Origin of the sequence: Pseudomonas zeae (genome assembly GCF_014268485.2) — a bacterium.
Lineage (GTDB): Bacteria > Pseudomonadota > Gammaproteobacteria > Pseudomonadales > Pseudomonadaceae > Aquipseudomonas > Aquipseudomonas neuropathica.
Map to the genome: position 1 here is coordinate 3,605,251 of NZ_CP077090.1, position 21,996 is coordinate 3,627,246.

17 protein-coding genes are annotated in these 21,996 nt (G+C 59.0%); 11 read left to right on the forward strand and 6 right to left on the reverse strand.

The window, feature by feature from the left end:
- Nucleotides 1-80 precede the first annotated feature (80 nt).
- Entirely contained in the window at nucleotides 81-989 is a 909-nt protein-coding gene (locus HU754_RS15765; RefSeq protein ID WP_186625565.1) for a LysR family transcriptional regulator, read from the forward strand.
- A 4-nt stretch (nucleotides 990-993) separates the two neighbouring features.
- Here the strand turns inward: HU754_RS15765 and HU754_RS15770 are convergent, their stop codons facing one another.
- Nucleotides 994-1,248, reverse strand: coding sequence for a hypothetical protein (locus HU754_RS15770; protein ID WP_007917411.1), 255 nt, complete (start codon nucleotides 1,246-1,248; stop codon nucleotides 994-996).
- A gap of 154 nt (nucleotides 1,249-1,402) precedes the next feature.
- Here HU754_RS15770 and HU754_RS15775 point away from each other — a divergent pair, with 154 nt between their 5' ends.
- The gene (locus HU754_RS15775; RefSeq protein ID WP_007917413.1) at nucleotides 1,403-1,720 is read left to right on the forward strand and encodes an ElaB/YgaM/YqjD family protein; all 318 of its coding nucleotides are present in this window, start codon (nucleotides 1,403-1,405) and stop codon (nucleotides 1,718-1,720) included.
- 199 nt (nucleotides 1,721-1,919) lie between these two features.
- Here the strand turns inward: HU754_RS15775 and HU754_RS15780 are convergent, their stop codons facing one another.
- On the reverse strand, nucleotides 1,920-2,960 hold the full coding sequence (locus HU754_RS15780) for an Ldh family oxidoreductase (protein WP_186625567.1): 1,041 nt from the start codon (nucleotides 2,958-2,960) through the stop codon (nucleotides 1,920-1,922).
- A 228-nt stretch (nucleotides 2,961-3,188) separates the two neighbouring features.
- On the opposite strand from HU754_RS15780, the gene HU754_RS15785 reads away from it, so the two are divergent.
- Nucleotides 3,189-8,054, forward strand: a complete 4,866-nt coding sequence (locus HU754_RS15785; protein WP_186625569.1) for a dermonecrotic toxin domain-containing protein — start codon at nucleotides 3,189-3,191, stop codon at nucleotides 8,052-8,054.
- 73 nt (nucleotides 8,055-8,127) lie between these two features.
- Here HU754_RS15785 and HU754_RS15790 read toward each other — a convergent pair whose 3' ends face one another.
- On the reverse strand, nucleotides 8,128-8,397 hold the full coding sequence (locus HU754_RS15790) for a PepSY domain-containing protein (RefSeq protein ID WP_186625571.1): 270 nt from the start codon (nucleotides 8,395-8,397) through the stop codon (nucleotides 8,128-8,130).
- 152 nt (nucleotides 8,398-8,549) lie between these two features.
- Here HU754_RS15790 and HU754_RS15795 point away from each other — a divergent pair, with 152 nt between their 5' ends.
- Nucleotides 8,550-9,551, forward strand: a complete 1,002-nt coding sequence (locus HU754_RS15795; protein WP_093432879.1) for a FecR family protein — start codon at nucleotides 8,550-8,552, stop codon at nucleotides 9,549-9,551.
- Nucleotides 9,552-9,607: 56 nt separating this feature from the next.
- Here HU754_RS15795 and pvdQ read toward each other — a convergent pair whose 3' ends face one another.
- A complete protein-coding gene (pvdQ, locus tag HU754_RS15800; protein ID WP_186625573.1) occupies nucleotides 9,608-11,953 on the reverse strand; it encodes a bifunctional acylase PvdQ in 2,346 nt (781 codons plus the stop codon).
- 954 nt (nucleotides 11,954-12,907) lie between these two features.
- Here pvdQ and HU754_RS15805 point away from each other — a divergent pair.
- Nucleotides 12,908-13,285: a fe2+ zn2+ uptake regulation protein gene (locus HU754_RS15805; protein WP_093432884.1), complete on the forward strand. Its 378-nt coding sequence runs from the start codon at nucleotides 12,908-12,910 to the stop codon at nucleotides 13,283-13,285.
- Between the two features lie 18 nt (nucleotides 13,286-13,303).
- On the opposite strand, the gene HU754_RS15810 is transcribed toward HU754_RS15805, so the two are convergent.
- Complete coding sequence (locus HU754_RS15810) at nucleotides 13,304-13,492, reverse strand: hypothetical protein (protein WP_038363103.1); 189 nt, start codon at nucleotides 13,490-13,492, stop codon at nucleotides 13,304-13,306.
- A 158-nt stretch (nucleotides 13,493-13,650) separates the two neighbouring features.
- Between HU754_RS15810 and HU754_RS15815 the strand changes: the two genes are divergently transcribed.
- From HU754_RS15815 to HU754_RS15840, 6 genes are all read left to right on the forward strand, one after another.
- Nucleotides 13,651-13,791 (forward strand): hypothetical protein, encoded by a 141-nt coding sequence (locus tag HU754_RS15815; protein ID WP_007918111.1) that lies wholly within the window; start codon nucleotides 13,651-13,653, stop codon nucleotides 13,789-13,791.
- Between the two features lie 274 nt (nucleotides 13,792-14,065).
- On the forward strand, nucleotides 14,066-15,313 hold the full coding sequence (locus tag HU754_RS15820; protein ID WP_186624749.1) for an MFS transporter: 1,248 nt from the start codon (nucleotides 14,066-14,068) through the stop codon (nucleotides 15,311-15,313).
- An 11-nt stretch (nucleotides 15,314-15,324) separates the two neighbouring features.
- A complete protein-coding gene (locus tag HU754_RS15825; RefSeq protein WP_186624748.1) occupies nucleotides 15,325-16,455 on the forward strand; it encodes a LuxE/PaaK family acyltransferase in 1,131 nt (376 codons plus the stop codon).
- Nucleotide 16,456: 1 nt separating this feature from the next.
- On the forward strand, nucleotides 16,457-18,853 hold the full coding sequence (locus tag HU754_RS15830; RefSeq protein WP_186624747.1) for an acyl-CoA reductase: 2,397 nt from the start codon (nucleotides 16,457-16,459) through the stop codon (nucleotides 18,851-18,853).
- A gap of 42 nt (nucleotides 18,854-18,895) precedes the next feature.
- Nucleotides 18,896-20,197, forward strand: a complete 1,302-nt coding sequence (locus HU754_RS15835; protein ID WP_186624746.1) for a phenylacetate--CoA ligase family protein — start codon at nucleotides 18,896-18,898, stop codon at nucleotides 20,195-20,197.
- Nucleotides 20,185-21,099, forward strand: a complete 915-nt coding sequence (locus tag HU754_RS15840) for a GNAT family N-acetyltransferase (protein ID WP_186624745.1) — start codon at nucleotides 20,185-20,187, stop codon at nucleotides 21,097-21,099. The genes HU754_RS15835 and HU754_RS15840 overlap by 13 nt, the downstream gene beginning before the upstream one ends.
- Nucleotides 21,100-21,169: 70 nt before the next feature.
- Here HU754_RS15840 and HU754_RS15845 read toward each other — a convergent pair whose 3' ends face one another.
- The gene (locus HU754_RS15845; RefSeq protein WP_093432901.1) at nucleotides 21,170-21,697 is read right to left on the reverse strand and encodes a hypothetical protein; all 528 of its coding nucleotides are present in this window, start codon (nucleotides 21,695-21,697) and stop codon (nucleotides 21,170-21,172) included.
- Between the last annotated feature and the right edge of the window lie 299 nt (nucleotides 21,698-21,996).

Consider the following 21,996-nt stretch of genomic DNA (forward strand, 5'->3'; position numbering starts at 1 on the left):
ATAACTCCATCAGGTTCAGTGGTTGCCGATTCTGCGGCGTCACGCGATCATGAATAAAGCCCCATTCACTGCTGAATGATATGAGCCAAATGAATATCGCCACGGTCGACCTCAACCTGCTGAAAGTCTTGGAAGCCCTGCATGAAGAGTCAAGCGCCAGCCGCGCAGCATTGCGACTGGGGGTGACACAATCGGCGGTCAGTGCGGCGCTGCGCCGCTTGCGCGAGGTCTACGGCGATCAATTGTTCGTGCGTACCGGGCGCGGCCTGGCGCCAACGCTCAAGGCCAATCAATTGAAACCGGTGATCAGCGAAGCGCTGAACAAGTGCCGGCAAAGCCTGGCGATGGTAGATCCGGCGGCGAACCAGTACGACGGCCGCTCGGTCACCGTAGGACTGTCGGATGACTTCGAAATTGCCTACGGTCGCCGCCTGATCGAGGAAATTGCCCGCAGCGCTCCGAAGTTGCGCCTGATCTTTCGTCAGACCCATAGCCAGATCGTCGCCCGCGCGCTGATGGAGCGCAGCATCGATCTGGCGATTACCGCCGGAGGCTTTGCCGAGCGCTTGCTCAGCCGACAGGTGTTGGGCGAAGGCGGTTATGCATGTCTGGTCGATCCGGCGAGCCTTGCGCCCGGTCAGCAGCAGATCGATCTTGAGGAGTTTGTCGACCGCGAGCACATCCTGGTGTCGTCCGGCGGCTTTATCGGGATCACCGATGAGGGTTTGGCGGCGCTGGGCCTGAGTCGACGGGTGTGCGCGTCGACCACGCATTTCGCCGCGCTGCCGTATTTGCTCAAGGGCAGTCGGGCGGTGGCGACGATTCCGACGCATGCCGCCGAAAGTATTGCTGAGCTCAGCGGCCTGACGCTGCTGCCCTGCCCGCTGAAGCTGCCGCGTTATCCGATCGAACTGGGCTGGCGTACCAGCACGCAGATCGATCCAGTGGTGGTCAAAGTCCGCGAAGCGATTGCCGCGACGGTCACCTGAAGCGTTACTTGTTCGCGGCCATCAAGCGATTGACTTCACTGCGCACCATGTTGGCGAACTCCGGCGGCGACATGCCGTCCAGTTCCGCGCGGACCCACTCGGCCCATTTGCCTTTGCGCTTGCCGCGCTCGCCGAACAAACGCGCGGCTTCGCCTTTGGCTTTGCCCAGATTGTTTTGCCAGAGTTCGAACAGACGGGATTTCTCATCTTCCAGCGCAGCGCGCTCTGCGAGTGATTTGTCGGCCAGATTGAAACTCATGGGGAATTATCCTGCTGCGTAAAATGGCGACATCTTACACGCTCGACGGAAATCTCCCGCGCAGGTTTTTATTTCTGACCTAAATTCAGTGCAACTTTTCAGCAAGCGCCACACTCCATTGATCACTGTCCATTCAACTGCAAGGAGTCACCCAATGGCCCGCAAATCCGCCGTGCAAGCCGCCGAAGATCAAATCAAGGATCAGGCCTTCAGCGAACTTCAGGCTCTGATCCAAGAGTCCGACAAACTGCTCAAGAGCAGCGCCTCACTGGTCGGCGAGGAAGCGGAAACGCTGCGCGGACAAATCGCCCTGAAACTGCAACAGGCGCTGGATTCGGTGTCGAGCGTACGTGATCGCACCAAACCGGCGGTTGATGCCACCGAAAGCTACATCGGCGGTCATCCGTGGCAGACCGTGGCGATCTCCGCCGGTTTCGGTCTGGTGGTTGGCTTGCTGCTCGGCCGTCGCTGAGTCAAGGCACACAAAAAAGGCGAACCCACTGGGTTCGCCTTTTTTATGCCTGCGTGTTTTTACCGGCTTTGAACCAGTTCCGGGCTTTCAGAACCTGAGCTCAACTCGATCTCTCACGTCGGCGCACATCCCCCATTCACCGCGGTCAGTATCCTCTCCCTCGGGGAGAGGGCTAGGGTGAGGGGCTTTTGATCTTTGATCACGCCCCCGCCAGCTCACGCAACTGCGCCAGCGTCTGCGCATCCAGCACAATGCCCTCAGCCAGCGACTTGCTGCGCTGCCAATGCCTGCGATCGCCCGGCAACCGCTTGAGGCCGACACTGTGCATCTGCCGCACCAGCTCACCACTGCGCTCGGCAAAACTCTGCCCGGCGGCTTTGCTCGGGTCGATGACGATCAACAATTGCCCGGTCCACGGCGTTTTCGCCCCGGGATGATTGGCCCAATCGAACTCGAAAGAAAAATTCCCTCCCGTTAATGCGGCCGCCAGCAGCTCAACCATCATCGACAGCGCCGAACCTTTATGTCCACCGAACGGCAGCAACGCCCCGCCCTCGAGAATCGCCTTGGGATCCTGAGTCGGCTGACCAAGGCTGTCCACGCCCATTCCGGCGGGCAACCGCTCGCCTTTGCGCGCAGCGATCTGCACGTCGCCATGGGCGATTGCGCTGGTGGCCAGGTCGAAGACAATTGGCGCGGCGCCGGCCCGTGGCGCGGCGAACGCAATCGGATTGGTGCCGAACAGCGGCCGGTCGGCGCCGTGCGGCACCACGCAGGTCATGCTGTTGACCACGCTCAGCGCCACCAGCCCCTCGTCGGCAAATGGCTCGACGTCCGGCCACAGCGCGGCGAAGTGATGCGAGTTGCGAATCGCCAACACGGCAATCCCGGCGCTACGCGCCTTCTCCACCAGCAACGACCGGGCGGCGGCCAGTGCCGGTTGGGCGAAACCGTTGCCGGCATCGACACGCACAAAACCGGAAGCGACATCTTCGACTTGCGGCACCGCGTGGCCGTTGACCCAGCCGCTGTTCAGGGTCGAGACATACCCGGGTATGCGGAACACACCATGGCTGTGGGCACCATCGCGCTCGGCGCCGGCGCAGTTGGCGGCCAGCACTCGGGCGACTTCGGCGGAAGTGCCGTGGCGCAGAAAAATCGTTTCAAGCAGTTGCGTCAGCGCTTCAAGAGACAACGAGGACGAGACAGCAGAGGACACATGATCGTGTGGCGCAGACATCTGAAGCTCCAGAATGATTATTGGAGGGAACAACAGCGTACGGACGACTTGCCCGCCGATTAACCATGCCACAGCTGTCGGCTGTCAACCCTTGGATTGGCGATGACGGGCATTGGCTCATGGCACATTTCAACTCGACGTGTGCGGTAACTATGTACCGCCTGCACAGCGACCTGCGTACCTACTCTTGAACTCCCCGCCCAAGGCGCCCCGTTCAGAGTTCCAATGATGTCCAGCCTCCTGCTATTCCCCGAGATACTCAAATCCCCGGGCCGGCATGCCAGCCTGGGTCCGACCCACGGCCTCAACAGCAAAGATTTCAGCTGGCTCGCGCATGTGCAACTGGCGACCCACGCCCTGCGCAGCGAACAAACCCCACCCATGCTGGCCGAACGCATTCTGCTAAACGCCGACAAGCAACTCGCCATCCCCCTGCCCGGCAGTTTTATTCTCGGCACCGGGCCGGATGACCATGGCGTGTTTTTGTACACACCTTACGACGGTCTGAAAAAATACAGCGATTACCAGACGCTGATGGACGCGCTGCAAAAACGCCTCGATAACGCTGAAGAAACCGATGATCTGTTGGCCTTTCTCAGTGTCTTGCTGCGCAAGGAACTGGTAGAGAAACGCGGCATCACCCTCACCCGCGAAACCATCGAAGGTGATGTGTTTGACGATCAAAAAGCGGCGATCAGCCAGTCTCAGGAGACCTGCGCCCGCGATGTGCTGGATGAGCTGAAACGTCTGCCGTCGCTCGCCACCTTGCTGGAGAACATTCTCGACGAACTGCTCGAGCCGCATTTTGCCGATTTGCCGCAGTCGCGCACCCGCGTCGGTTTTTACCTCGACAGCGCCCCGATGTCCGCGGAGATAAGGCAATGGGTCAGTTCGCTGTCATTGAGTGAAGCGCTGCTGCTGCACTTTCGCCGTCAGGGCTGGCCGCGCGGCCAGACAGCGGAATTCTCCCACCCGGCCCGCGCAAGCCAGGCGGCTGACCAGACCGTCTGGGCCGATGCGATCAAGTCCGCATCGGGACGACTGACCATGCTGCTGTTTCGACAGCTGGAGGCCTACTGGAATGCCGCGGCATTCGAGGGCTCGCCCAGGCGCACGTACTTCAGCCAGGCGTTAAAGGATCAAATGCGTGCAGATCTGATGCTCAAGCGCGAAGCGGAAATCCTGTCTGCCACTGAATTCGACGCCCTGCACAGCGTGATCCGCGAACCGAATGTGGCGTCCCGGCGGCCCAACTTCGAAACCGTGTGCTTGCGCGAGGACACCGCCTACATCGAACTGGCCGGGTCGCTGATGATCAACCATGACAAGGCTTATCTCTACACCCCTACCCAAGGCTTGCAAGTCCTCACCAACTACGCCGATCTCAAACAGACGCTGACCGCCAAACTCAATGCCGCCGGCCATGAAGACGAGCTGTACGGACTGATGAACCTGGAAGAGCGCAATCGCTATCTGGGATTTGCCCACGCGCAAGTGTTCGGGGAAAACATCGGCGGCGACATCATCAGCACGCTGTTTGAAGCGATCCTCACCAAACAACGGCAAAACATTGAATTCGTCTTGCAGCTCTTCCGCCAGAGTGAACGCACAACCGACATCCATGCGCTTTTCGACAAAGCGCTGGATATCCGTTCGATGATTCATGAGCGTCTGCTCAAGCTCGACGTCAACGAGCGCTGGAGTACCCGACCGTTGTTTTCCAGTGCGCCGCTGTCGTCACGGGTACAGACCGACAAGGCCAGGCAACTGGCGATACAGCTTGAACGCGCCGAGGAGAATCTTGGCAGTCACTTCAAGGATCAGCCGACCACCAGCAACGCCGAACAACGCGTGTTTCTCGAAGGTATTCGATGGAAACTGGCACAGGCCTTTGAGGATGGCGTGCGCGCTGAGGCACACATAAGGAACCTCAGCGGTTCCTGGCTGACGGCCGAACGAAAGATTGTCGATGCCGTGTTCGATGCAAAACACGCCAAACGCAGGGATCGTCAGTCGCTCAATGGCTTCCGGCCGGATGCCTGGTCGCTCAGCGTTACCTGCGCAGGCAAAGCCGATGCACTGTCGCTTGCGCATTGCGTACTGTTGACCGAGCGCGGAGGCATGGACGTCGAGCATTCCGGGCGTGCGATCCTGTGGACGCCGGCCATGGGGCTGGAATCGTTCGACGACATCGCCATCGCGCAGAAGCAACTGCAACAGCGCCTGGACGACAATAACCAGTCTCAGACACTGCTGGAAAATCTGCCAACGGCGCGCTATCAACTGGACCAACAATACACACTGGGCCCGTTCCAGTTGATTGAAGGCAACGTGTTGAACGATCGCATGCAATCGGCCATTGAACACTTCCTGGCCCATTGTGAGGCGTTACGCGTTTGCATCACGGACAAAGATGTACTCGCCAGTTTCCTTACTCGAATAACAAACACCGCCATCGATACCAACTTGCGCCGGGCCATCGACCTGGCCCGGGCTTTCGTCCGCCAGCAGGATTTCCCTGACTGGTTACGCATAGCGCCGGTCACAGAACAACGCACACAACTGGCACTGCTGGATGAAGTGCGGCGCAGCGTTATCGATGGCAAGGATTTTCTCCACGACGTCCCCGCGTTAGCCAGCCATGTGGAGCAGACGCTGAAAACACTGCTCGACGCCCGATTCCCTGGCACCGATCTCAAACCAAAGCAGATCCAGATCACCCCGAATCTCACGCTGGCAGGCCCGCCCTGCAACCTGCTCGATTTTGCCTTGCATCACTACAACATCGTGCAGGACACCGGGTTCAAGGTCGCCTCGACCATCGCCAGCGCTTTGCCAGCAACGCTCAATCAGTCTGCGGTTCAGCAACTGCTGCAATCCCTCGACATCACCACCTCCTACACCCGGAAAGTCACCGAGGCGCTCTCATCCGACACTGAGCCGGCACGCACCAGCAAAGCACGTTTCCTTCGTCAGTTGCCCTGGCAGTTGATGCAGCACGCGCACGCCTTGAAGTTGCAACAACAGTTGTCGCAAAGCGGTTTCGACTACGTTTGCCAGGTTCTGGACATGCCCGACGGGGTAGCGCGCGCCACCGTAGAGGGTGCTCACGCCAGTGCTTGCCCGCTGTCATTGATCAAGACCCCCGGTAGCGATTTCGTCGACGCCCTCGGACTTTATGTCATTGGCCCCGGGGCGGAACATACAGGGCCACGCGTGCTCTACGCACCCTACTCGCGGTTCGTATTTCGTGAATTCGAGGACGAAGCGCAATTGATCGAGGCCTTGAATACACCGGGGCATTTTCAGGACCTGATCATCCGGCGCCTGCCTTCCGGGCAACAAGCCGTCTTCAAGAATCTGCTGAACACGACGATTGGCAAGACCAGTGAAATCAAACTTCACCGCACGCCCATCACCGGCAATCTGCTGGAGCATTTGCACAAGGACACGCTCAGCCTTCTACCGCAACTGCTCGCGTGCCAGCCGCAGATCAACGCACAAGCCGATTGGGAAACCGCGAAGTCTCTGTTCAGTCACGGTGTGCGCCTGGTTCCCCATCTCTTGTCGGGGAAAATCGCCTCGTTGTTTTTTCTCTGGAAAAGCTACAACGAGTTCAAGGAGTCCGCCGAAGACCTTCAGGATCATCATTGGGCCAACGCTCTGAAAGGCTTTATCGCCGGGGCGTTATCTCTGTTTAGTCTGGGTCGGCTGTCCTGGGAAACAGAGGCAGAGGCGCAAACAGCTGAACTTGCCTCCGAGACGCAGACCACTGGAGCAAGGGTTGCCGAAACCGGCGCGAACACCACGGAAAAAACCGCCGCTCGCTGGTCAAAAGTCCCACCGGTTAGCACCTCGCGCGCGAACTTGCAGTCTTATGAAACGACCACCGCACTCGACAACCTCACACTTGATAGCAATAAACTGGTTTACGGGGATTCATCCAGCACGCACAAATATGCAGCGATTGCCGGCAAGGTATATCCGGTGATCCAGGCCGAAAAAGCCTGGTACTTGCGCGAAAAAGACGGAGGCCGTGGGCCGGCGCTTGAACAGAAAAACTCACGACTGGTGCTTGCCCGCGCCAGTCAGGCCGTGCATCGCTGTCGATCGAGGAGGCCCCTGGCTCTGCAAACCAAAGTGGAGCAGCACTGTTCAATTCTGATGCTGATCCAGGCGCGTGGGATGGCAGAGATCAACCGCCGATACCCCGCCAGAGCCTTCGTGATTCAGCAAGCGGTTACCCGGGCAAGAAACTACGCGTTGTATTGCCTGTATAACTTCGTCGAACATCGCGACAACCTCGGGGGCACTCGTGTGGAAACGGTCCTCAGGGATTTTTTCGACGTGCGACAGATCACGCCGATGCTGCTGAAGAAAATCGAGAAGGTGATCCTGCCGATTTGCCGCGAACTGACGGACCCAAAGGATGACTTGCTCTACACAGAGCGCTTTTTCGCTGGCCTCAATGCGCGCTACGACGATGACACGGTTGCCTTTGTCTTCAAGGAAGACCGGCGAAAAGTCGTGCACTTCACCGAGCATTTTTTCAATCCGAAACTGGATGTCTACACCGCCTTTTTGCCACCCAGGTTCAATGTTGATTCCCATGCTCGCGCGATCACGCTGCTGCACGAACTGTCGCACCTGATCAACGATAGCGAAGATTTCGTCTCCGTAGAGGCGATGAGTCCCTACCCCGACCTTATCGATACCACCACCGCGGACGGGCAACAGCTCAAAACGGGTCTGGAACGTTATCGTAAATCCTTGTCACGCTCCGCTGCGCCCGAACAGTTATTCGCGACCAGGAATGAGCAGGGGCTGTGGGTAGATCTGGATAAGTTGCCGGAGCAGGCCGATGTCTACAAAAAAGTCCTCAGTCTGACCAAAACCAGAAACCTTGCAGAGGCACGTAAAGCCTTTCGCAATCCGCTCGCTGATGAAGCACGCATCGAAGTGCTGATGGCCAACGCCGACTCGATCGCCTTACTCATCAGCGAAATGGGCAGACAACTGGATCCGCGAACGGCGCCGATACCGTTGCCGGCGCCAACTTCAAGCCAGGCGGATTCCGTGCAAGCGTCACCGTGACCACGGGAGAAAAAAATGCGCCGGTCTGAGGCCGGCGCATTTTTTAGGAACACACTGAGTATTTACCGGGTGATCAATCCTTCTGATCGCGCAAGATATTGCCCGATGCGCCGTCGATGCGGAACTCGTAAACCACGCCGTCAGCCTTGCGTCCTTCACCTTTCCAGTAGCCGTCGTTGTCGGCTTTGATCTCATAGACTTCGACGTAACCGGCCTTGGTCTTGACGATCTCGATGGCTTTTTCGATGGTGACCCAGCCAGCGCCGGGGCGATCGGCCAACGCTGCGCCAGCACTGAGCAAACCGGCCGTGGCGATCAACGCTGCGAATGTCTTCTTGATCATTTGTTTTCTCCATTTGTGGATAGTGGTCTTGGTCGTCCTGCTTTTTGGGTGTCTGAGGGAAAAATAAGTTCCACTTTGATGGGTAAATGCCATGACGGTTGTTCTCGGTCACTTCCCGACAAGGTTAGAATGGGCGAAATCAGGACGAGTCAATGACCCAAGACACTCTCTCGGAAGCCGAATACGATGCGATCACCGATGCCGCCGCGCATTGGTGCATGCGGGTGCACGCCGATGACTGCACGGACGAAGAACGTCGCGCATTCAAGCAATGGCACGACGCTCATCCCCTGCATGCATTCGAGTACGAGGCCATGCTGGAAGTCTGGGAGGTGGCCGAACATTTGCCACGCCCGCAATCCGTTCCGGTCATGCCGGCCCGTCAGGCACCGCGCTCGTGGCGTCAACTCGTCGTAGCGGCCGGCGTCTGTGCGCTCGCCCTGCCGCTGGCGGCTTACACCGGCTGGAATCTGGGCTGGCTGCCCAACAGCTATCAGCATTTCGCCGCTACCGATACTGTCCGCCAGGTCACGCTGAGTGACGGCAGCCAACTCGAACTGAACCTGAACACTGATCTGACCTTCAGCAATTACAAGGACGAACGCCGCGTCACCCTGAAAAAAGGTGAAGCGTTCTTTACGGTCAGCCACGACATGGCCCACCCGTTTGTCGTCCGCGCAGGCGAAGGCAAGATTCGCGTCACCGGGACGCGTTTCAATGTCTGGATGTATCAGGACCAAGTGCGTGTGAACCTGATCGAAGGTTCGGTGCTGGTCACCAGCAATCGCTCGTTGCCGGGCGATGGTTTGCGCCTCGGCCCGTCGATGCAGGCGCGCTACAAACAGGGCGATTACATGCCCCAGATCAGCCAGACTTACCCTGGTGACACCTCGCTGGCCTGGCGCAATGGCAAACTGGTGCTGGATAACCTCGCGTTGAGCGAAGCGCTGCCACTGATCAACCGCTATCTGAGCAATCCATTGGAGCTGGCGGACAACAGCACCGGTACGATTCGCGTGGGTGGCATCTACAACATCAAAGAGCTGAACAATCTCGCCAACAGCCTGCCCAAGGCGCTGCCGGTCTACCTCACCCGTAACAAGGAAGGTAACCCGGTGATCAACTCGATACCGCAACAACCGCCAAAAAGCTGAAGGCCGCACCCCTTGCAGGATGCGGCCCTCTGGCTCAACGCAATTGACGCTCGGGATTACTGAGCGGCGACCTTCCCCGCTTTGTCCAGTGTCTGGCGCACAGTCTGCACCTGATACTGCGGGTCAGCCTGAATCTGCTGTTCGGTAAACGGCAGGACACTCCACTGTTTCTTCGAGAACGCCTCGGTCTGATCCCGCGAATACTTCGACGCCGGATCGCTCGACAGCGAGAACGCCAGCAGCCCTTGGGCGTGCGGGCCCTTTTCGTCGAAGGTCACGACTTGCAGGTAGCTGGTGCCGCTGACCACTTCGAGTTTGCCGTCTTCACGCGGCACACTCTGGATAGCGTTGTAGATGCCCAACGTGCCCGGCCCACCGTGAATTGGCGTCTGTTGCCCGCCGCTGCTGACGACCTGGATATCCCCCCAGCGGGTCTGCGGCTTGAGGCCCATTTTTGTGCTCGACTCGACCGATGCCAACATGGCCTCACGCAGTGCCTTGGCCACGGTTGGCTGCTCGATCGCTAGACCGCGCGGCGTGTGTTGCGCATCTTTGGGATCGAACGCGACACGCCAGACATCCGGCGAAGCCTGCAAGGCCTGCATGATGTTGTGGAAATGCATCAGGCCCATACCCGAATCAAGATTAGCGCGGCCATCCCATGCCTTGAGGCTGGTGCAAACCGGCTTCAGCGCTGGCGCATCGACACCGAGGTCAGAAGCACAGAACTTCAACAGATCCGGCACCACCTGAGTCGCCAGGTACACCTGATCGTCCATCACCATTTGCTGCAGATCCTTCACTGCCAGCGGGCCTTTTTTACTCAGCGTGCTCAAGCGATCCAGAGCAAACCGGGAGCGTAAGCCCAGTGGTTGGCCATCCTGACTGATCAGCGGCGAGAAACCGGTCAGCGGTTGCGCCGGGTTGGCCAGCCACGCCGAGTCGTTGGAGTGCTGAACGAAGTCCTTGCGCAGCAGTTGCGGCAATTGGCTGGAAGCATAAATACCCTGCTGCGCCGCTTGCGGATCAATGTCCCATGCGCACGCGCTGTTGGAGCCATCCAGCACGATCATCTGCGTGCCGATACGCGGATCACTGCACTTGGCCAGTTTCTCGGCATTGACGTTCGGCACCACTGACAGGTTCATGTACAGCGTCTGGCCTTTGTCATCCACGGCCAGGGTGTTGACCCACGGAATGCCCTGAATCTTATGTACCGAATTCTGCAGTTCCTGAAGCGTGGACGCCTGATTCATCGCGTACCACTGGTTCAGCACGCGATCATTGTCGATATTGGCATCGCGCAGGCTGTAGGCGAACTGATTGTCCCAGTCGAGCTTGCCCGGCCACTGCACGATCGGGCCAAACTGCGAGCTGTAGACATCACGCGAAACCGGCACCACCTGGCCGTCGGCCTGTTTGACCTGCACGGTCACGGTCTGCTTGTTCAGCGGCAAGGATTGGCCATCGAGCATATAGCGTGTGGAATCCTTTGGATCGAGTTGCAGACGATACAAGGTGAAGTGTTTCGACGAATCGACCGTGTGCGTCCACGCCAGATGCTGATTGAAGCCGATATTGATCATCGGCAAGCCTGGCAAGGCAGCGCCCATGACGTCGAGCTTGCCGGGGATGGTCAGATGCATTTGATAGAAGCGCATGCCACCGACCCACGGGAAATGCGGGTTGGCGAGCAGCATCCCACGCCCGTTGAACGAGCGCTCGCTACCCACCGCGACAGCGTTACTGCCACGGTCCAGAGCGAAGCGTTGCTGACGCGCATCGGCTAACTGATAGGCCTGCACATCGTGTTCGATCACCGCATTCGCCTGCGGCGGCGTAGCCCCAGCCAGCGCCTCGGCGAACTGCCCGACACCACCCTCGACCAGCAGACGGCGGGTCAGCTTCACCAGATCTTGCGGTGCAATCTCACGCACCCACTCGCCCTGACACTGTGGCGGCAAGCCTTGCTGACGACGCTCGCCCAGATAGCGGTTGTAGCCCGCAGCATAGCCTTCGACCAAATCACGCACCTGCGTAGGTTGCGCCTGCCAGAACGCCTTGACCGCTTCCGGTGTGTTGAGCCAGGTAAAGAACACATCGCTGACACGGTTTTCACGCTGCTCGACGGTGAACTGGTCCGGGCCGAAGTAGCGTGAACGCTGACCATTGACCGTCACGATCTCATTGGCCAGCAGACAGAGGTTGTCCTGCGCATAGGCATACCCGATGCCGAAACCAAGCCCGCGCTCGTCCTGCGCACGAATATGCGGCACACCAAAAGCGGTACGGCGAATATCGGCGCTGACATCCGTGGCCGGACTGAACGCATAGGCCGAACAACTCAGCCCGAAAGCCACGCCGGCCAAGGTCAGTCCCGTTAACTGTCTGGAAATTATCACGCTCGCTCCTGATCGACATGCCAAAGAGCGAACCCGGCGCTGGCACGGATCCGCTCTGGAAACACCCACGCGTCCACGCGCAATGAGCCTGTCCAAGAAACGAAGTCAGAGGAAAAAATTTAGGCTCTCCACGCAATCCCCGAAGCAGAATCAAAAGCCCCTCACCCTAGCCCTCTCCCAGAGGGAGAGGGAACTGACCGAGGTGATTGCGAGAGCTACGCCGACGTGTAATACCAAGCCGAACGCAAATCCAGAAGCAGATCAAAAACCCCTCACCCTAGCCCTCTCCCGGAGGGAGAGGGAACTGACCGAGGTGATTGCCAGAGCTACGCCGACGGGAAATACCGAACCGAACTCAAATCCAAAAGCAGATCAAAAGCCCCTCACTGGCCCTCTCCCGGAAGGAGAGGGAACTGATCGAGGTGACCAAACCCAACCCCCCCCGCCCCTCACCACTCCACAGGATGAGCGTTAGCTCGGCTGCAGCTCTTGATCTTGCCGTGCTGGCCCCTTCGGCAGGCTGAGTGGAGGGATTGATCCGGGGGTGGGAGCGCAGCGACCGTTTGGCGAAGCCAAACACAGCGAGAGGAGGTGCAGCGAAGCAAACCGTAGGCGCTGCGCCCGGATCGATCCCGGAGCGAAGGAACCCCGAGCCCCAGCGAGCGGGCCGAACGCCGGGGCCCAGCCTTTTGCTTACTTTTCGGCGTCTGGAAAAGTGAGTCGCTGTAAGAGCGAAACCGCCAGCCGCAACCCCAAAAAAAACGGATATACACCCAAAACCCAAAGAACCTGGTCGGCCCAAAGGCCGCCAAGGCCAACCCCCAATCACAAGGAAAAGACAAATCCCCGACAAAATTTCTACATTTTTTCTTTCATGATTTGTCGTGCTGATACGTCTTGTTCTAGAGAGCGCAAAAAAACCACCCCGATCAGACTCTGAAAAGGAGTAATCGCATGTACAACTCGCAACTACCAACGGACGGTAGCCAGGCACCCAAAGGAGTTTCCATGAGCCCTCACGCGAGCGATTTCGGGCAACGCGTCGAGCGTCACGGTAACGAACGCATCCGCTTGCTGCTGAAAAGTTTCGGGCTGCGCACCAGCCTGATTCGTCTGAAAGTCATCGACGCCTTGCTGGTCGCCGCACAAAGTGAACGGCGCCTGGGCGTTCGCGGTGTCCACAGCCAATTGCTGGATCTGGATATTCCGCTGTCCTTCCTCAGTGTGCGTGAGGTGCTCAAGCGCCTGTGCGCCGAAGGCGTGATCACCTTCAATGACGACAAGAGCTACAGCCTGCATCCACAGGCCGCAGCCGTCCTCAACCACGATTGAAGCGTGCAGCCATCGCCGTCAAGGCTTGACCTTGCGGCGCATCACGCCGTTGATCACCACCACGATCACCGCCACACCGATGGCGACGAACTGGAACGTCTTCTCCGAAATCATGCCGGCATTTTGCAGCCAGGACAGGCCGAGCATGATGGCCAGGACCGACACGGCGATCAGAATCGAATAAATCAAGCGTTGCTTGTGGGTCATTGCGGCTTCCTGAAACTTTGAAATGTATCCGGTTTGTATCCGTTTGCATGCCATGCACTTACCGTTCTACGGGGATGCGCCGCTGCAATCGGGGTCTCATGTTACAGCCGATGAAGAGTTTTGGCTTCATGACGGCGTAACCATGAGGAATTTTCAAAATGCTGCGTCGAATCACCTGGCTGATTCCCGTTCTTGCCCTGCTGACCCTGAGTGGCTGCATCATCTTCCCCCACGGCGGCTGGCATGACGATCACCACCGTTACTACCAGGGTGGCCCTGGTTATTACCAACATCGCTAGAACAGGATTGTTCGCCCTGCCCGCTTGCCAATGAACAGACCGTGGCAGGAAATCAACAAGTCCGATCAACTTCAAACAAAGCCCGCCCCGTTGCGGGCTTTTCTGTTTTTGCCAAATGCTTCTATAAATCGCTCTAACTCGTGCGCTGCGCAAAACCCGATCACTAAATAAGTTGCAAGCATTTGAAATCTAATGTCGCAGCAAAACAATAGGCCGGGCGCACCTCTGCAACTAGTCTCTGGCAACTTCCTTTCACTCACTAACAGGAACGTTTATGCAGAGAACTCTTATACAGATCCCGCCGCAAAAAGCGCTCGGATTTTGTTTGATGATCAGCGCGTTTGAACTTCTGACGTATATGGCCAGCGACTTGATCATGCCTGCGATGATAAGCGTTACCACCGAACTTGATGCCGATGTGCGGCATGTACCGAACGCTTTCAATCTTTATCTGCTTGGCGGTGTCTGCCTGCAATGGCTGATTGGCCCGCTGTCCGATCAATGGGGTCGAAGGCGGGTATTGTTGATCGGCTGCGCGTTATTTGCGGTCGCCTGCGCGGGGGCCTACAGCACCGAAAGCATTGAAGCCTTCAATCTACTGCGACTGCTGCAGGGCATGGGCCTGGGTTTTGTTGTGGCGGTCAGTTATCCGGCCCTTCAGGAAGTGTTCTGTGAAGCCGATGCGGTGCGTTTGATGGCGCTGCTCGGCAATATCGCCCTGCTTTCCCCCTTGATGGGGCCGCTGCTGGGCATTCTGCTGTTGCAATGGCTGTCGTGGCGCGAAGTGTTTCTGGGCCTGGGCCTTGCCGCGTCTATGGTCTGGCTGGGGCTATTCGCATGGATGCCGGAAACGGTTGGCGTCGCCCGTCGAGACGGACAGATGCAACCTGCCGTGTGCTTTTCCTGGGAGCAAACCTGCCGACGTTACCGCGCCCTGTTGGGTAATTGCCGATTCCTCGCCGCCAGCCTGGCGCTGGGGCTGATGAGCCTGCCGCTGATCGCCTGGATCGGCCTGGCGCCGTTGCTGCTGATCGAGTTGCTCGGGCTGACGCCGCTTGAATATGGCGTCTGGCAAATCCCGATTTTCTCTGCGGTGATTGTCGGCAATCTGATCCTTGACCGGTTGCTGATCACGCACGCCTTGCCGCAACTGATCCGCTTGGCGCTCTGGCCGTTTTGCCTGGGGCTTCTGGCCCTGATCGTCTGCGCACTGGCTGGCGCCGGACTCGGGCCGGTGGTCGCCAGTCTGGCGTTGTACGCAGTCGGATTGGGCATGAGCAATGCCGCGCTGTATCGATTGGCGCTGTTTGCCAGTGATGACAGTAAAGGTCTGGTATCGGCATTGGTCGGGATGATTTCGATTGCCGTGATGGGCCTCGGCGGCTTGCTGATTGCTGCCATCGGCGGTGGCGCAAGGCTCGAGCTTTTCGCGCTTTGCGCCGCTTTCAGCGGTTTGATGTGTCTCCCTCTGTTGCAGGGTTTGTTGCAACGCACCCCTCCCGACTCCGCCTCTGCTCAGTAAAGGAATATTGAATGCACCACTTCCCCGCCAGCGATGCGCTTTGCGCGTTGCCACACCCCTATTGCCCGGATTCCGTGCCGGTGGGCCTGTTCGATCAGGCCATGACCGAGATCAGTCGGTTTCATTGCCGGTACACCCCCGGCTACGCCCATTGGCTGAACGCCAACGGCCTCGACGAACAGGACCTGGACAGTCTTGATGACTGGGCCCGTCTGCCGCCGATTCTGGCGAACTTCTTCAAACAGCAATTGCTGCTCAGTCCGACCGGAGCGCGCGCCCTGGAACTGACATCGTCCGGCACCAGCGGCCAGAAAAGCCGTATGCGCTATGACCCGCGCAGCCTCGCGGGCGCTCAGTTCATGGTCGAGCGGATCTTCAGCCATTACGGCTGGCACTCACCAGATACGCCTTGCAATTACCTGCTGCTGAGCTACGAACCGCAGGGTGCGATCACCTTGGGAACGTCGTATACCGATCAGTTTCTGTGCCGCTTTGCTCCCGTCAACCGCGTCGCCTACGCGTTACGCAGTAACGGCGACGGCCATCAATTCGATGTGTTCGGCGTCATCACGGCCCTGCAATCGTTCGCCGCAGAAGGCCTGCCCGTGCGCATTTTCGGTTTCCCGGCGTTCCTTTGGCAGACCCTGCAACACATGCAGGCCACAGGCGTGCCCGAGCTGAAACTGCCGGCAGGTTCGCTGGCATTTTTTGGCGGTGGCTGGAAAACCCGGGCCAGCGAGGAAATCCCCAAACAGCAATTGTATGGACGCATCGCCCGGCAACTGGGCATCGAAACCGCACGTTGCCGCGACGGTTACGGTGCAGTCGAGCACGCGGTGCCGTACATCGAATGTGACCGGCATCATTTTCATGTGCCGGTTTACGCCAAGGCGTACGTGCGCAATCCGCAGGATTTTTCCATCCAGCCCTACGGCCAGCAAGGCTTGCTGGGATTCGTCTCGCCCTACATTTCGTCCAGCCCGGCGCATGCGGTCGTGATGAGCGATCTGGCGACGCTGCACCCCGGCTCAAGTTGCGGCTGTGGCCTCGCCAGCGACTGGTTCGAACTGCATGGCCGTGCAGGCACCACCGCCGGCAGGAGCTGCGCGATGGCCGCCTCCGAATTATTGGGGAGGCACTGACATGTACCTGATCCACGGAGAGCTTTGCGCCGAAATCGACCTCGACAACGCACTGGCGCAACTGCATCAGACCTTGCCGCACCACCTCAGCACACCGCTGGATAGCGCCGTCGTTCTGACCGCCGCGGGCAACTTTGCGCAGCATCTGCACAGCGCCGAACTGCCGCTGGATGACGAACAACGCCAGGCGCTGATTGACTTCTGTCAGCCTCACGCCCTGCAAACCAAACTTGAACGCGAACTGGGTGATCAGGCCGATTCACTGCGGCGCGTTGATTATCAGCAATCGCGCTTTGAGCGCTGGAGTCCCTTGGGCCTGGTGGTTCACGTCACCCCGGCCAACGCGCCGCTGTTGGCCTGCTGCGCCATGCTCGAAAGCCTGTTGGCCGGCAACCTCAACTGGCTACGCCCCAGCCGCAGCGACCAAGGCCTGACCGCACGCCTGCTGCACGCATTGGTGCAATGCGACCCCAGCGGTCAACTCTGCCATTACGTCGCGGTGTTACCCGTAGCGACGGAGCAGATCAGCCGCTTGTGCAAAATGGCCAATGGCGTATCGGCGTGGGGAGGCGAAACCGCGCTGCAAGCCATCCGCCAACAGTTGCCACCCGGATGCCGCTGGATCGACTGGGGGCACCGCATCAGTTTCGCCTACCTGACGCCAGACGCGGCCTCGCCGCCAGCACTGGACGCGATTGTCGATGAAGTCTGCCGACTGGACCAACAAGCTTGCTCCAGCCCGCAATGGTTGCTGGTCGACAGCGACGATCCCGCCGTTGTGCAAGGCATCGGCAGCGCACTGGCCGAGGCATTCGAGCGTCGCGTCGGGCAATGGCCGGCGCTGACTCCGACGGTTCAGGAAGCCAGCGAGATCACCAGCCACACCCTGATGGCGCGTCTGGGCCAGAGCTTTTCCGGTAACACCGGGCAGGTCTGGCGCGCGCCGGGCTGGCGGGTGATCTGGAGCCATGATCAGTCGCTGGCGCCTTCGCCGCTGTTTCGCACGTTGCTGCTCAAACCACTGCCACGGGCGCGACTGACGCAAACGCTGCTGCCTTGGCGCAACGTGTTACAGAGTTGCGCGCTGGTCTGCGGTGAGGCGCAGATCAATGAGCTCGCACGCACATTGATTGCAGCGGGCGTCAGCCGAATTACGCCGATCAACGCGATCCACGACGGCTACGACGGCGAGCCCCACGACGGCGTTTACGCACTGCAACGCCTGAGCCGCCGCGTGTCGGTCAGCCTCGCGCCAACGCAGTTGCCCACCCGCATGAACCTCGACCAGCCACCTTGCGCACTGACACTGACAGGTCTGCCGATCACCGACAAAGCAGCGTTTATCGCGCGACCGACGACAGCGGCGGCGCAGCTGTTTTTCCGCTCCGGCGGCAGCAGCGGCACACCGGCGCTGTCGGGCTTCAGTTACCGCGATTTTCAACGGCAAATGCGCGCGACGGCCGATGGGTTGTTCGCGGCGGGCCTTGATCCGCGCCGCGACAAGGTGATGAACCTGTTCTTCAGTGGCGGCTTGTACGGCGGCTTCTTCAGTTTTGCCAAAGTCCTGGAATTGCTCGGTGCGACGCACCTGCCCATGGGCGCGCCGGCCGACGATGATTACCGCGATATTGCGCAAGTGATCATCGAGCAGCGCATCACCGTGCTGATCGGCATGCCCAGCACCCTGCATCGACTGTTCCTCAACGAGGGGCCGCGCCTGAGTCGTTATGGGGTGATTGAAAAGGTTTTCCTCGGCGGAGAGCACATCAGAGATCAGTGCCGCGAATTACTGCATCGCTGCGGCGTCGCCAGTATCCGCTCAGCGGTGTACGGCAGTGTCGATGCGGGGCCATTCGGGCATGCCTGCGCCGCCACCGGCGACGGTGTGTTTCATTTGATGGACGCTATCCAGCATCTGGAAATCGTCGCACTGGAGCAGGACAAGCCGGTCGTTGGCGCTGAAGTCGGCCGTTTGCTGTTCACCTCCAAAGCACGTGAAGGCCAACAGGTGCAGCGCTATGAAGTCGGCGACACCGGCCGCTGGCTGCCCGGCGATTGCCCGTGCGGGCTGAGTTCGCCGCGTTTCGAATTGCTGCAACGACACGGCCGGCTGCTGCGCATCGGCAGCGATTTCATCTGTCTGAACGAACTCGCCCGGCACCTGCAAACGCCATTTCAGTTACACCTCGATCACGCACCCGATGGCCTCGAGCGCCTGCTGATTCACAGCCCTGGCGAACCCGCAGACATTCTCTGCCGACTCGAGGGCTACGCGACGCTGGCGACACTCGTGCGCACCGGGCTTCTCACCGTGCAGGCGCAAACCTGCGAGCCGCAACATTTCCACAGAAACAAACACAGCGGAAAGATTCCGCCCGTAATCGACTCGCGCCGTTAACAGCGATCGTCAGCCATGGCCAAAACAATTAACGAGAACACCATGAATACAACAACAGAACTTGGCAAGTTGTTCGCTTTTGCCCGCGAACATTCGGCGTATTACGCCAGACACTTGCAAAACGTCGCGCCGCAGACAAATACCCTGGATGAACTTCCGGTAATCGATCCACAACAATACTGGGCAAGTAGCGAGCACCTGGAACAATGGCCGGTACTGACTTCACCCGTCGAACGCGCCCTGGTATTCAAGACCGGTGGAACAACCAGCGCCGGTAAACTTTCAGTATTTACCCGCGAAGAATGGCAGACACTTGTGCGGGACTTCGGCAGCCATCTCGCCGGTCAACTCAATCCCGGCGACCGGGTGGCGAACCTGTTTTTCGTCGGCGACCTGTACGCCAGTTTCATTTTTATCCACGACGCCCTGGCGCACGAACCGGCGGGTGTTACCGAATACCCGTTTACCGGCTACGTCGACCCTGCGGTGCTGGCCGACTCGATCCGCCAACACCGGATCAATGTGCTGGCCGGCGTGCCCGCGCAATTGCTGGCGTTCGCCGCCGTGCTGGAACGCCAGGCGCGAACCCTGGCCGAAGTGGAAACAATCCTTTACGGCGGCGAAAGCCTGTTCACCGGACAATTGCAGGTGTTGCACCGGGTGTTTCCCAACGCGCGGATTGCCTCGATCGGTTACGCCAGTGTCGATGCCGGTTTCATCGGCGCCGCAAGCCGCGATTGCGCACTCGGCGAGCATCGGATGCTGGCCAGCCACAGCGTGCTGGAAATCGTCGATGAACACACCGGTGAAGTGATCGAAGAATGCGAACGAACCGGGCGACTGCTGATCACCAACCTCACCCGCCGACTGATGCCGCTGATCCGCTACCCCGTGGGTGATCTCGCTTGCTGGCGAGAGCCGGCTACCGCGTCGATGCGCAAGTTCGCCTTGATGGGCCGCAGCGCCAGCAGTCAGCGGGTGCGCGTGAGCAGCCTGACTCTGTTGATCGAAGACATTGCCGCAATAGTCGCACGCATCACCGCCAGCGACGACTGGCAACTGGTCATCAGCCAATCGGCCAACGTCGATATCGTGTGCCTGAAATGGCTCCCCGACGCGCTGACGGCCGAGACCGCTGACGCCAACACGACCTTGCAGCGCGCACTGATCGAGCAATACCCGCTGATCAAGCAACTCTGCGCTGAGCGCTTGATCGAGTTGCAGATTACCCATTGCACTCCCGATGAACTCGCGCGCCATCCGCGTTCCGGCAAGCGCCAACGCGTCGTCGATCTGCGTGTCTACGCCGCGCCCGGACCGGAGCAACGTCCATGGACAACTTGACGCTGCGCAGTTATCGCCGATCCGACGCCAGGGCCATCAGCCATCTGTTTCGGGAAATCTATGGTGACCACTACGTGCAGCCGCACGTGTATTTGCCGTTGATGATCAATCAGAACCATGGCGAGGGTCGCTGGCATTCGCTGGTGGCGGAATCCGGGAAAAAAATCCTCGGCCACGCCACGTTGTGCAGAAACGCAGGATCGTCTACGGCGGAACTGGCGTTGAGCGTGGTCCATCCGTCAACACGCGGGCAGAACATCGCGACGCAGTTGGGCATGCGGTTGTTGATCCATGCCCAGGCACTCGGTTGCCACGGCGTGACCATCAAACAGGTGACGCAGCATCTCTACACCCAACGCATGGCTGACCGACTCGGTTTTTGCAGCACCGGGTTGTTGCTCGACTACGTACCCTCACCGTTTGGCGAGCCACTGCCGGAGTCCATCGTCATCGGCTACACCCCCGTCGAAGGCTATCGCCGCCCGCTCCCGGCATTGTCCTGGCCGCAAAGCTGTCACGATTTCATGGCGCATTTGTGCGGCGTATACGGAACACAAGACAAAGAAGCGCGTTGGGTGGGAGAGCCGATGCAGGTTGAACAATGCTCAGGGCGTTATGACGTGGTGCTGAAAAAACTCGACGCCGGCTTGCTTCAACAGCTACGACGACTGCCCGAACACTGGATGATCTCGATCAGGCTCAGGCTGGCAACGGGCTTCGTCAATGCCGTGGATAGCCTGTCGGCAATGGGCTTCGTCTTCACCGGGATTGCCCCGAATGAACGGGGCGCTGGATGGTTGGCGTTGTTTCATCGGGGCTATCGCGCGCGATCGCTGGAGCTGCGCTGCCCGCACCTGCAACGACTGCATGATCAGGCTCAACAACGCGTCGCGGCACGCTGAAGCGAGGCGTTGCCGGGTTCTTGCACATCAACCAGCCCGTTCAAGCGTTGAGCGGGCTAAACGGTCAGCCTCATGCTTTGGCTTTGACACCTTCATCGACCGGTTTCGCGGCGTTGCCTTCACCGTAGGTCTTGAGGTTCTGCAGGACATAGATCGCTTTCTTGAACTCGGGAATCAGACTCTGGCCGTAAGCGTTGCCATTGAGGCCATTGTTCTGAATGGCGTCGAGCTGGGTCGCGAAATACTCCAGGGCGTTGAATTTGGCATCGATATCTTTGGTCACGCCAAAACGGTCGAACTTGTCACCGGCGTTCTTCAAGGTAAACGACGTGATCTCGGAGATCAGGCCGCGGCTGCGCAGCATCTCGCTCAGATTTCCCAATTGTTTTACTGAAACATTCGCAGGATCAAAGCCCTTGATGGCCTTGCGCAGGCCCTGCTTGTCCATTTCAGCGGTATTCAGCGCGGTGGGATTGGTACCGACCTTGGTCAGCATCTGCTGCACTTTGATGCTCTGGGCCACTTGTTTTTTCGCGCCGGTGTTACGAACCATAACGCCTGCTTTGCTCTCCCAGCCGCCGACAATACCGATCGTCATGAGAAGACTCCCTGTGAAATGAACAAAAAAATATCCGTGTTGAACGGCAATAATGGCCGCGAGTATCGGCGGGCGAATTGATGGCACCAACCTATTTCTGCACTTTTTTACAATTCTTGTACATTCTCGATACAAAAGCCCAATGGCCCGCGTTCACTGACCCGAAGTTGTCATGACAAGGTAACGAAAATCACTTTTTTGCTTATCGACGCGCGCTGATCAACACCTGTGTATCGATCTCGATACCGGCCGGTCATCGGTATTGCTGCTTTTTAGGACGCGAGTACCTAAAGCTTCCG